This is a genomic window from Methanococcoides orientis, assembly GCF_021184045.1.
GTDB lineage: Archaea > Halobacteriota > Methanosarcinia > Methanosarcinales > Methanosarcinaceae > Methanococcoides > Methanococcoides orientis.
In genome coordinates, this window is record NZ_CP073710.1 from 1255499 (window position 1) to 1267795 (window position 12297).

A 12297-nucleotide genomic window follows, 5' to 3' on the forward strand; every position below is an offset into this window, starting at 1 on the left:
ATGCTACACAAAGTAAAGCAGCATCCTTTAGACCAGATATCTTTAAGTCAGGTATCGATCTGAAAATCTAATACGGAGACATTTACATGAGTGAAACAAAGAGCATCGTACAAACAGCAATAGACATCGGTGATTTTCCAACACTTGTAAATGCTGCTAAAAAGCTAGGCCTCGATAAAAAGTTCGATAATAATGGACCATATACAATATTTGCCCCTCTTGAAAAAGCATTCGAACCAATACCTGAAAGTGTAATAGATGAAGCATTCGATGACCTTGATTACCTTATGGACATCATAAATTACCATGTTGTCGAAGGAAAATACCTCACATCAGATCTAAAAGAGGTTGACTCACTGACTGCCCTCAACGGTAAGATATTGAAGATCACAAACGATGGTAATGTAATGATCAATGGGATATCGATCGAAAGAGAAAATATTGAATGCACTAATGGCATCATTCATGCTATCGGCGACATACTGATACCTTAAAAGCGTTCCTGCAAGCTAAACTTAGATCGGAAGCATCACATGAACGGTGGTACCCTTACCTTGTTCACTTTCCACCCACATATGACCATCATGAAGACTAACAAGTTTCTTTGTGAGTGCAAGCCCTAAACCAGTACCGCTATAAAGTCGTTTTGTGGAACCATCCACCTGATAGAACTTGTCATATAGATGCGGCAGTTGCTCCTTCGGAATCCCGATACCATCGTCCTTAATAATGATATGCATCATCTCACCAATGGGTTTAGCCTCAACATTCACATTACCCCCCTCTGAAGTGAATTTGACAGCATTAGAAAGAAGATTGTAAATAATGTGCCTGAACTTTGCCTTATCAGCATTTATCTGCGGAAGCTCAGGATCCATATCATAAGAGAACGAAACATCTTTTTTCAAGATAGACTGCATAATAGAATCCTTTGTCTCCATAAATACAGTAACTATGCTAAACTTTTCGAAAGTAGCTTCTAGCTTACCTGCTTCTATCATTGAGATCTCAAGGATATCATTTATGATCTCAGAAAGATGATTGCCATTCTTGAATACATTTTGGAGATATTTTCGCTGAACATCAGTAAGTTCCCCACATCCACCATCCAGCAATATCTCGGAAAAACCAATTATTGAATTAAGAGGGGTCCTAAGCTCATGACTAACATTCGAAAGGAACTCACTTTTGGAACTATTAGCAGCATCCTCAATAGCTTGCGCACGTTTAAGTGCATCTTCAGCCGCCTTTGCCTCACTGACATCATGCAACGTTACAGAGAGATTAGAAGGCACATTATCCCGATCAAATATCACATGAGAGTCGAGCATAGCAGGAAAAATACTGCCATTCTTCCTCATGTGCCAGACCCCTTCTTGCTGGAAATGTCCATCATTAAGTAACTTGTCACGTAAAGATTTCAAGTGAGGGATCTGCTCTTCATTATAGAACATCAAAAAGTGATCGCCAAGCACATCTTCAAGAGAATGATCATGCATTGACGCAAATGCCTCGTTGAGATAAAGGAGATTTCCTTTCATATCAAGGACTGCAATACCATAGTTTGCATTATCAGAAATAGTCTTGAATATATTAAGGTCCTTTTCCACAAGTATGCGTTCAACGAACTTACCGAGACAATCAGAGATGTAATCGACAATATCTTCTCCCTCATTCAGGAAAGAGACACCAACCTGATCCGGCAATTCTTCAAGATAATAAACTTCCAGACTACCATGAACTGCACCATCAATGAAGATCTCAGATGCATATTTTAATCGGGATACTTCAAAATTGTCAGATTGGAAGATCATATCATCAAAAATGATCCTTGAACATGCGATCGACGAATTTTGCATACCACATGGAATCATTTTCACGACCTGCTGAAAACAATCCTCCAACGAAGATGCAGCATTAACAACTTTAGAAACTGAATGTAAATATTGTACAATATTCATACAGACACTACTACCCTGACCTTGCTTTTCTGGAACATCGATTGCATCGGACGTAATAATTAATTCAACATCCACAAGATGGGGCCCATTTGCCATTATGGATGAGGAGCATTCACATCCCCATTTCGAGATCATCCGTCTCCCACACCTATGACATAAACTGATACAAAGATAATCGCTTCGAATTGCTTTGATCAGATATGAATGACACATTTCCAAATGTCACCGAACTACCACCTTTACAAGTATGGTTTAACCGAATGTCAAAATCGGCTCCAACAATACTATAATGTCAATTAATACCAACCATATTAAAGACTTTTCTTTATAAAAAGAGAAAACGAATAATCTGGATGATCAATAAGATCGATTCGATCATTCCAGAAGTTCATCTATCAGCTCGAGCAGGTCCCTGACTTCAAGCGTCGAAGTTTCACTTACACCCAGTTTCAGGTTATTGACACAAAACGGGCATGTGGTAAGCAGGACATCTGCTATCTCAGCCTGACCCACTCTTTTCTCAGCGATCTGCCGGGATATTTCAGGGAACATTGACCGGACACCCCCGCCACCGCCGCAACAACGTGCTGATTCCCTGTTATCCTTCATTTCCACGAACTCGAGTTCCGGTATCATATTGATCACATCACGGGGTGCATCATATATCCCTAAGTGCCTGCCAATGTGACATGGATCATGATAAGTTACCTTTCTGTTGTAAGATCTTAGATCAAGTTCCTGCTCACTGAGCCACTCAACAAAGTGCATTGCCTTAAAAGACATATCCTTAAAGCGAGGATATTCTTTTCTAAACATCCTCAAACACCCCGCACATGAGAAAAGCACGACCTCAGCACCAGTATCCTCAATTGCCTTAATGTTCGCCTCAGCCTGCCTTCTGATCACATCATCCGAAAAGCCGACCCTTCCAAGTACGCTCCCACAGCAAACCTCATCAAGTAATGTATAATCCACTCCAATCTTCTTCAAGATGGAGATGCCTGCCGAAGAAGTCTCTTTATTACGATATGCTGCACTACAACCTGTAAAATAGGCGATCTTAGCAGGATGAGGAACTTCACCGAATAATTCTTTTCGGCTTTTTTCTTCACCGAACGGATTTCCCAATGTAGCAATGGAGTCGGCAATCTTCTGATGAGTTGAACCTACTACCCCCGATGCTACAATATCTTTTCGTGCAGCTTCGATCACTTCAACTACACCTGTAGATGAAGGACACCTGCGAGTACAATCAGCACAAGTGGTACATTGATAGATACGTTCCAGTACAGACTCATCAGGTTCGATGTCTCCGGAATACAACCCATAGGAAAGAGCCATCTTACCCCTTGCTGCTGAAGAATCCCATTCGAGATGGTCAAATATAGGGCAGATCTCCTTACAGAACCCACACTGAGTACAATTAAGCAACTCTTTTTTCCATTCTTTCAGATTATCAGTCTTCATTCACTCATCCTCCAGATGGTACCGCAGATGGGAAATGAAATTACCTTCCCAACCCATGATCTTATTCGGGTTCATAATATTATTAGGATCCAGAGCCATCTTGATCGTTTTCATGGCATTAAGGCTACATGCCCTTTCCTTAAGGAAGAACGGAGCTTTGGTCATACCAACACCATGTTCACCAGTAATCGTTCCACCAAGGTCCATTACTTTCTCATAGATCTCTTCAACAGCCTTTTCTGCCTGATCCCAGTGGGACTTCATCGTAGGATCCATTAGCACCTTAGTATGCAGGTTCCCATCACCTGAATGACCATAGCTGGCAATGATTATATCATATTTATCGGAGATCTCCTGAAACGCCTTGACAGCCTCAGGAACTTTGCTCATAGGAACTGCCATATCATCGGCAAGCATAACAGTTACAAGATCATCATCATACTTCGACAACGCAGGTATCATTGCCTTTCTGCCCTTCCACAATTCTTCCTTTCTTTCAGGATCATCAGTGAAATCAACAGACAGAGCGTTTGAAGCCTTACAAACTTCCATTACGGTTTCGATCTGGTCTTTAACATCATTGACACTACCATCGACCTCTATCAAAAGTATAGCCTCTTCATCAGGCAACCCCATACAAACAGCCTTGTTCACCGCCTGGATACAAACCTTTGACATAAGCTCCAACCCTGAAGGTATCAGAGGCTTTGCAATAATATTGGAAACGCATTGACCTGCTTCCTCCAGCGTATCAAATACTGCTACTGCGACTGCAGTAGTCTCGGGAAGTGGAACGATCCGTAGTGTGACCTCGGTCATGATACCCAGAGTTCCCTCCATGCCACACATCAGTTTTTCCAGTTGGTATCCTGCAGAGTTCTTCAAGGTCCTTGAACCCAACCTTGCGACATCCCCATTAGGGAAAACTACCTCCATTCCAAGAACGTAATCCCTTGTCGCGCCATATTTTACAGCATTGCCACCTGAAGCATTGGTCGCCACCATGCCACCAATATTGGCCACATTGCCACTTGAAGGACCCGGGATGAAAAATCCATATTTCTTAAGCTCTGCATTCAGATCCTTGTGGATAACACCCGGCTCGACCACCACATACAGGTCTTCGATATGCAATTCCTTTATCTTGTCCATCCTTTGCAGATCAATGACCACACCACCAGCAACAGGTACACTATGACCACAAAGTGCAGTGCCTGCACCCCTCGGGACGATCGGGAAAAGATACTCATTTGCAAGTTTCACTATTTTTTCAATTTCAGCGGTCGTTTTTGGCCTGATTACGGCATCAGGCATACTGCGGTGTATTCCTGCATCGGTAGAATAAGCATACAGCTCAGCCGTAGATGTACTGATATGAACCTCACCTACAATATCCCGTAATCTGTCAATGATCTGCTGATCCATTATTTCACCTTTATTCAATAAGAGGTACTGTCAGACTACCCTGAGGCAGAATAATAGCATAAGGCTCTTTGCCCTGTTCTTTAATAATGTTGATAGCCTTGTCAAAAGCTTCCTGTATCCCTTCCTGCGATTCCAGTTTCGCAGACTTCAGGGTATCACTGTCAAGGTCAGATACTGCCCACATTTTAGCCCATGTACCTATCTGTGCCATCCTTGCAGCCTTGTGGAATCCCAGCTTGTAACATTCGGATGTCTTTGCCATGACCTCACTGCAGGTTGCTGAGGAGCCAAGTAAGTTAAGGAATGTATCATCCCCGACTCCATCACGACACTTGGATACCAGAATGATGATACCACCATCTTCGAGAGCTAGCCTGCCATTCTCAAGAGCTTTTTGTGATTGGTAAAGATCAATATCCATAGGATACGGTGCTGCAGTCAATACGATATTTCCTTTTTTACTGAACTTCGTGCAGAAAACCTCATTGGCTTTTACAACGGCAGCATCAAAGGATTCAAAAAGATCACCGGCGGTCATTGCATAAAGGCCATGATCTGCAGTAAGTACGGCCTGGACAGAGAAAATATTGAGGTCCTTAAGAACCTCCATGGCATCGGTCATATCCTCGGCGACAGGATTTCCATCAAGAGCAAGGGATTGTGCTGCATTTGAGAGAGCATGCTTGTGGTTCATCTCAATTGTCTTGTAGCCTGCAACTCCCGGAAGGAAAGACTTTCTCCCACCAGTGTAGCCTGCGAAATAATGCGGTTCCACACTTCCGATAACAAGGATATTGCCTGCCTGACGGACCATTTTGTTTATGTACATTTCAGTGCCGTTGGAAGAAACACCCAGATAATCCATATCCTCATCCTTTCTTGCATCATGCACAAAGATCCGATCCCCCATATCATCATAGATCTCACCGAAAATGAACCTGAACTCATCTTCCGTGGGAGCCCTATGTGCTCCTGTTGCCACTATAAGCTTTACATCAGGATGGGAAAGAAGCGTGTCCTTCATCTCAAGAAGTACGCGGGCAGTTGGTGTCGGCCTGGTTGCATCATTTACAATGACCAACAGGCTCTCAGCATTCTTTACAAAATCCTCAAAAGGTTCCCTGCCCATAGGGTTTGAAAGTGCCTGTGAGATAATTCTGGACTCGTCCCCTACCTCCGGCTCATTAGGCGAAAGCACCTCATGAGGTATTTTTACATCAAGATCAACAAAGTCCTTTCCATAGGGTATCTTCACATTCATTCCATCTTCTCCTTTTTGCGTACATCAGGACATATAATTAGTAATACAATATAAATCGGATAAAAACCGGATGATTATATCAATAATGCATACTTGAACCATTCTAAGTAAAGTTAGTATAAAAAGACTAGGTATGATACAAAGAAAAAAGATCTCACATATAAAAAGATTATCCTTGCAAATTTATCCAAAGCTTTTTCAAATCAAGATAAGCACTGATTGAATGCGTTTTTAATATAAAAATGACACATGCAAGACCTTTTATTTTTCAATTTCCTTGCTAACTCTTTCTAATAACTCCTTAATTTCATTATTTAGCTCGACGGCTTTTAAATCGAGATACTGGAGAGACTTTAGTTTGACACCATCAGCAGAGGTTTCATCTTCCTTTTTTAATACTTCTTTTACAGCCCCCAGGTCGTCTTTAAGCCTGTCTTTCTGCTCCAATATGGAATTAAGATTTTGCACTTCTTTTGATTTAATTTCCTCATCACTGATCCTATTGACCAGATTAAAGAACTCATTCAGTTTCTGCTCCATATCTTCGATCAATGTATCTATCTTCTTAGTGATCTCAGCCTCAATAGCCTTACCAAAAATCACATCTTCGGTCGTAACCTGCGTGACATATTCATAAGTTGCAGGTGGCTTAACACTTACCTTATCATGATCAGAAGGTATGAAAACTGCATTCTTATCATATACTCTCTGATTCATAAATGTTGGAGATACTATTTCAATATGATCTTCATGAAGGCTATCGAACATCATCTTTTTCAGATCTGATCTTTTGGTTATAAGGCTGGATACATCCTTCAAAAGACCTCCTACTTTGTAAGTAACTGAAAAATCACCCAATTCGACTACGTGGACAAAAATATTCTCAAGATCAACTTTTTCTGCGGCCTTGATAAGAGCCTTTTCTACCTGCTCTCTTGAGACATTATAACCTAATGAAACAGTAGTCGAGATGATCGTGCCTGATGAACTTATAGTGAACAGAGGATTGGAAATCAATTTAAGGTTCGGGATGGTTATAATATCACGATCGATAGATTGAACCTGAGTATGCAGTATTCCGATCTCAGATACCTTCCCGAAAGTTTCTTCGATCCTTATATAATCACCTGCTTTGAAAGGCTTTATGCGACTTAGCATTATGCCGGACATACCATTTGCTACAAATGTAGTCGATGATAGCGCAATGGTAGCACCGATCAGGATACCAAAAAAGCTCAGGAGTGTCTGCTTCGTATTATCCGAGATAGGAAGTGTAAGCACAAAAACCACAAGTCCGACAAGTGATACCAGAAAAAGAATGAACTGCTCAAAGGTCTTTTGTTCAGAGAATATACGAGTCTTTCTGAAAATGTATCCCAGAGCAGTCAAAAGGATGAGAGTTCCTATAACCACTATAATTCCAGGATAGTATTCTTCCAGTACCATGATTCTTTTCATCCCCAAAAGCACAGAAAATACAAATTAGATATACATACTAATTTTGTTTTTGTTTTATAAAAATGTGTTTGTGAAAGAAATGATCTAAACCGCTCAAAAATAATTCATGAATTACCCCGAAATATAACTATTTTCTGAATATTAATGAACAAAATATTTGAAAAAAATAGTTCTGTGCCCATGAACATCGATTAAAAATTCACACTCAATCCATACCTATCGTAAATAATAAAAAACAGCACCAAGGTAACGCAATAATTTGAGAATAATCATAAGCCAAATGTAGCTAAAAACCAAGATTGATGCAAAATTATTTAAATATAAAAATGGAACATATATATATGTATCTTGATTATGCTGATAAATGGATTAAAAAAGGAGATAGCTTGTTTAGTCTCAAAAAATACGAAGAAGCAATTGATTCATACAATAAAGCACTTGAGATATATCCGAAGGATGAAGGTGCATGGGAAAGCAAAGGCAATGCTTATTTTAATCTCAGGCAATATGGGGAAGCCATCGAAGCATACAATAAGGCTCTTGAACTTAATCCGGAGCTTGAAGGCATCTGGATGAACAAAGGAAATGCTGCCTTTAACATCAAAGAATATGTGGAAGCTATTGAAGCATATGATCAAGCTATACAGATATATCCGGAAAATGAAAATGCCTGGATAAACAAAGGAAACGCTTTTTTTAATCTCAAAAAGTACGAAGAAACAATTGCTTCATACACTAAAGCTCTGGATATTTACCCTGAAGAGGAAAATGTATGGATCAACAAGGGAAATGCATATTCACACCTGAAAAAGTACGAAGAAGCAATTGAAGCTTACGATAAAGCACTTGAACTTAATCCGGAATCAAAGGATGCATGGGAAAACAAGGGAGTTGCATATTCCCATCTGAAAAAGGGTGAGGAGGCATTAGAGGCATTCAACAAAACCCTGGAGATAGACCCGGAAAATGAAGAAGCATGGGGAAGTAAGGGCAAGACGCTTTATGAAATTGGAAAATATAAGGAAGCGATAGAGGCATTCGATAAAGCTATACAAATTGATCCTGAAAATGAAAAGGCCTGGATAAACAAAGGAAACGCTCTTTTTAATCTCAAAAAATACGAAGAAACAATTGCTGCATATACTAAAGCCCTGGACATATACCCTGAAGAGGAAAATGTATGGACCAACAAGGGAAATGCATTATCACTCCTGAATAAGTATGAAGAGGCAATTGAAGCTTACAATAAGGCCCTTGAACTAAATCCGGAATCAAAGGATGCATGGGGAAACAAGGGAGTTGCATATTCCCATCTGAAAAAGAGTGAGGAGGCATTAGAGGCATTCAACAGGACTCTGGAGATAGACCCGGAAAATGAAGAAGCATGGGGAAGTAAGGGCAAGACGCTTTATGAAATTGGAAAATATAAGGAAGCGATAGAGGCATTCGACAAGACCCTGAAAATAGACCCAAAAGATGAGAAGACATGGGCAAAAAAGGGTAACTCACATTTCAATCTTAGGGAATATACAGAAGCAATAGAAGCATTCGACAAAGCCCTGGAAATAGATCCTGAAAATGAAAAGGCATGGGGAACAAAGGGTAATGCACATTTTAATCTGAAGGAATATGCAGAAGCAATAGAAGCATTCGACAAAGCCCTGGAAATCGATCCGAAAGATGGGAACATATGGGCAATTAAAGGAATTGCATATTCCCATCTGAAAAAAAGTAATGAGGCATTAGAGGCATTCAACAGGACTCTGGAGATAGACCCGGAAAATGAAGAAGCATGGGGAAGTAAGGGCAAGACGCTTTATGAAATTGGAAAATATAAGGAAGCGATAGAGGCATTCGACAAGACCCTGGAGATAGACCCAAAAGATGAGAAGACATGGGCGAAAAAGGGTAACTCACATTTCAATCTTAAGGAATATGCAGAAGCAATAGAAGCATTCGGTAAAGCCCTGGAAATTGATCCTGAAAATGAAAAGGCATGGGGAACAAAGGGTAATGCACATTTTAATCTGAAGGAATATACAGAAGCAATAGAAGCATTCGACAAAGCCCTGGAAATTGATCCGAAAGATGGGAACATATGGGAAATTAAAGGAAATGCTTCCTTGATCCTGAAAAAGTATGACGAAGCTACCGAAGCATATGAAAAAGCCACAGCTATCAACCCGGAAAACGGAACCATATGGGCAAGCAAAGGAAATGCATCCCTAATTCTGGAGAAGTACGAAGAAGCTATTCAGGCATACGAAAAGGCCACCCAGCTTGAGCCGGACAACGGAATCATATGGGCAAGCAAAGGAAATGCCCACGCCAGCCTGAAACAGTATGAAGAATCCATTGAGGCATACGATAAGGCCACAGCTATTGATCCTAAAGATGAGGAAGTATGGGTCAGCAAAGGGTATGCATACTTAAATCTGAAAAAATACGAAGAAGCAATTCAGGCCTGTGTTAAAGCCCTGCAGCTTGACCCGAAGGATGAAATGGCATGGACCTACAAAGGAAATGCCTGCTCGATTCTTGAAAGACATTCAGAAGCAATTGAAGCATACAATAATGCTACAGAGATCAATCCCGATTCAAAAGACATCTGGGTCAACAAAGGAAATACACTTTTCACCCTCGAGATATACGACGAAGCGATCGAGGCATACAACAAGGCAATTGAGATCGATCCAGGATCTGAGAGCGTCTGGGCCAACAGAGGTAATTCATATTTCTGCCTGCAAAGATACGAAGAAGCAGTATATGCATACGACAAAGCCACAGACATCGACCCGGAATCTGAGTTCGTTTGGTCCAATAAAAGTAATGCTTACACCCATCTGAAAAAATATGAGGATGCAATAAAAGCATACACCAAAGCACTGGAATTAAAGCCAAATGACAAGAATGCCTGGGCCAACAAAGGAAATGCATATTCACACCTGAAAGCATACGATGATGCTATCGTAGCTTACGAGAAAGCATTGCAGATCGATCCCGAGGATGAAAAAACCTGGATCAATAAAGGAAACGCATATTCTCAGGTGAAAAAATATGAGAATGCGATCGAGGCATATGAGAAAGCTCTTCAATTGAACTCTAAAGATGCGAATGTGTGGATTAGCAAAGGAAACGTCTACCATCATTTGAAAAAATACGAGAAAGCGATAGAAGTCTACAATAGAGCCCTTGAACTGAATCCGGATGCTGAAGACATATGGACCAATAAAGGAAAAGTATTTTCCCATATGAAAAAATTCGAGGAATCGAGTGAAGCTTACAATAAAGCTCTGAAGATAAACCCAGAGAATGTGGCTGTACACCTTAATTATGCAAACACGCTAAGGGAAAACAAAAAGTTCAGTGAAGCTGAAACTGAAGTAATGCTTGTACTTCAGATGAATCCATCAAATTCATTCGCATTGGGAGCTTATGGAGATATTCTCTCAGATGAAGGCTATTTCGAAAAAGCGATTGAGGAATATGAAAAAGCACTTTTCAATTCAGAGGAGATGCACCCATCCTCGATCTCGGAGATCTATAACAATATGGGTAGAGCATATGGACAACTGGAAGATTACGAGAAAGCTGAGAAATATTTCCGGAAGGCTCTGTCAGAAGATGAATATAATGTAAAAGCAATAAGGAATAGTCGAATTCTTGAGAAGATGAAAGATTCCCGGGGCTTGTTGAAGAAGATGTTCAAAATTAAGCGTTCAAATGAAGCAAAACCTGAGTTTGAGCTGAGCAGCAGTTATGGCCTTATCGAGACAAAGAACCAGATCCATGAGAATACTCTTGAAATTGAATACTGATACTCGCACGTATTCAAAGAGTTATTTGAGACATATTACACAAGATAGTTGTCAGATATGTTCGGAAGGTCTCTTAACCGAGATCTTCTAAATATCCCTGAAAATGAGATTCTTTCAGGACAGCATTTTTTTGAACATTCTCCTGAGCAGAGTCTTCTTTAGAAGAAAATAGTCCTGAGTGGCATTCATGATCGCACGTTTCTCCAGCATTTTACGATCCTCAGGCCACTGGGACATTACCTTTTCCAGAGTTTCAATCAGAAGAACTCTTTTTTCTTTTGGAAGTTTAGTCAGAAGATCGATACGAGTAGTTACTATCTTGAACATATCCTCTTCGGATAATCCACCCTCAGCGTCGAGCATTTCACTTATTGCTTCTAGTCTTTCATCATCCGGCATGCCGTAAAACTCATCCAGATTTTTGCATATTGCATCACACCGCTCCTCCTCAGACTTTGAAGCAATGTTCTTTATTGTTTCTGTAATACAATAGACAGTTTCAGCCTGCTCTTTGTAAAGCTTACAGACAGGACATTTTTCAAAATGATCATCTATAGAACCAGAGTCCTCACCAATACATTCCTCACAAGCTTTTGCAAGCTTCTCCAACTTCTCTTCTGCGATCATAATTCAGTATCTCCAATAATAGATTTAGATGCGCTTTTATATATATTTGAGCTTTTGATCTTCTGGCCGATACCCTTACAGAGAACTGCTATTCGATTTAAATTTTTAAAGTGTAGCTCAACCTTCATACAATAGATATCTGTTCAATTTAGACCAGTTCAAGTTTGTTATTCTGAATTCAATTAATATATCCAGAAACGTCAGCAAATTTAAAAAGTATCTCGTTTAGATAATAACCAGTGCAAATATCGAAAGGCTTATATGAAGATATTTTAATTGG

Annotated in this window: 8 protein-coding genes; 2 read left to right on the plus strand and 6 right to left on the minus strand. The window is 40.2% G+C overall.

The features are described from left to right. The first annotated feature begins 86 nt into the window (after positions 1–86). Positions 87–494: a fasciclin domain-containing protein gene (locus J7W08_RS06010; protein WP_233083652.1), complete on the plus strand. Its 408-nt coding sequence runs from the start codon at positions 87–89 to the stop codon at positions 492–494. Positions 495–515: 21 nt separating this feature from the next. Here J7W08_RS06010 and J7W08_RS06015 read toward each other — a convergent pair whose 3' ends face one another. From J7W08_RS06015 to J7W08_RS06035, 5 genes are all read right to left on the minus strand, one after another. Beyond that, positions 516–2096, minus strand: a complete 1581-nt coding sequence (locus J7W08_RS06015) for a sensor histidine kinase (protein WP_233083653.1) — start codon at positions 2094–2096, stop codon at positions 516–518. A gap of 240 nt (positions 2097–2336) precedes the next feature. After that, positions 2337–3428, minus strand: a complete 1092-nt coding sequence (locus J7W08_RS06020; protein WP_233083654.1) for a (Fe-S)-binding protein — start codon at positions 3426–3428, stop codon at positions 2337–2339. Then, on the minus strand, positions 3429–4853 hold the full coding sequence (locus J7W08_RS06025) for an FAD-binding oxidoreductase (RefSeq protein WP_233083655.1): 1425 nt from the start codon (positions 4851–4853) through the stop codon (positions 3429–3431). Between the two features lie 10 nt (positions 4854–4863). Beyond that, the gene (locus tag J7W08_RS06030; RefSeq protein ID WP_233083656.1) at positions 4864–6114 is read right to left on the minus strand and encodes a nickel-dependent lactate racemase family protein; all 1251 of its coding nucleotides are present in this window, start codon (positions 6112–6114) and stop codon (positions 4864–4866) included. Between the two features lie 261 nt (positions 6115–6375). Further along, positions 6376–7572 carry a mechanosensitive ion channel family protein gene (locus J7W08_RS06035; RefSeq protein ID WP_233083657.1) on the minus strand — a complete coding sequence of 399 codons (1197 nt, stop codon included), beginning with the start codon at positions 7570–7572 and terminating at the stop codon, positions 6376–6378. A gap of 326 nt (positions 7573–7898) precedes the next feature. On the opposite strand from J7W08_RS06035, the gene J7W08_RS06040 reads away from it, so the two are divergent. Then, complete coding sequence (locus J7W08_RS06040) at positions 7899–11390, plus strand: tetratricopeptide repeat protein (protein ID WP_233083658.1); 3492 nt, start codon at positions 7899–7901, stop codon at positions 11388–11390. 114 nt (positions 11391–11504) lie between these two features. Here J7W08_RS06040 and J7W08_RS06045 read toward each other — a convergent pair whose 3' ends face one another. Then, positions 11505–12017 carry a hypothetical protein gene (locus J7W08_RS06045; protein ID WP_233083659.1) on the minus strand — a complete coding sequence of 171 codons (513 nt, stop codon included), beginning with the start codon at positions 12015–12017 and terminating at the stop codon, positions 11505–11507. Between the last annotated feature and the right edge of the window lie 280 nt (positions 12018–12297).

What these genes read in the sequence shown, in the direction of transcription:
- J7W08_RS06010 (WP_233083652.1), top strand. Translation starts at nt 87, where the DNA reads ATGAGTGAAACAAAGAGCATCGTACAAACAGCAATAGACATCGGTGAT.
- J7W08_RS06015 (WP_233083653.1), bottom strand. Translation starts at nt 2,096, where the DNA reads ATGATCTCGAAATGGGGATGTGAATGCTCCTCATCCATAATGGCAAAT.
- J7W08_RS06020 (WP_233083654.1), bottom strand. Translation starts at nt 3,428, where the DNA reads ATGAAGACTGATAATCTGAAAGAATGGAAAAAAGAGTTGCTTAATTGT.
- J7W08_RS06025 (WP_233083655.1), bottom strand. Translation starts at nt 4,853, where the DNA reads ATGGATCAGCAGATCATTGACAGATTACGGGATATTGTAGGTGAGGTT.
- J7W08_RS06030 (WP_233083656.1), bottom strand. Translation starts at nt 6,114, where the DNA reads ATGAATGTGAAGATACCCTATGGAAAGGACTTTGTTGATCTTGATGTA.
- J7W08_RS06035 (WP_233083657.1), bottom strand. Translation starts at nt 7,572, where the DNA reads ATGAAAAGAATCATGGTACTGGAAGAATACTATCCTGGAATTATAGTG.
- J7W08_RS06040 (WP_233083658.1), top strand. Translation starts at nt 7,899, where the DNA reads ATGGAACATATATATATGTATCTTGATTATGCTGATAAATGGATTAAA.
- J7W08_RS06045 (WP_233083659.1), bottom strand. Translation starts at nt 12,017, where the DNA reads ATGATCGCAGAAGAGAAGTTGGAGAAGCTTGCAAAAGCTTGTGAGGAA.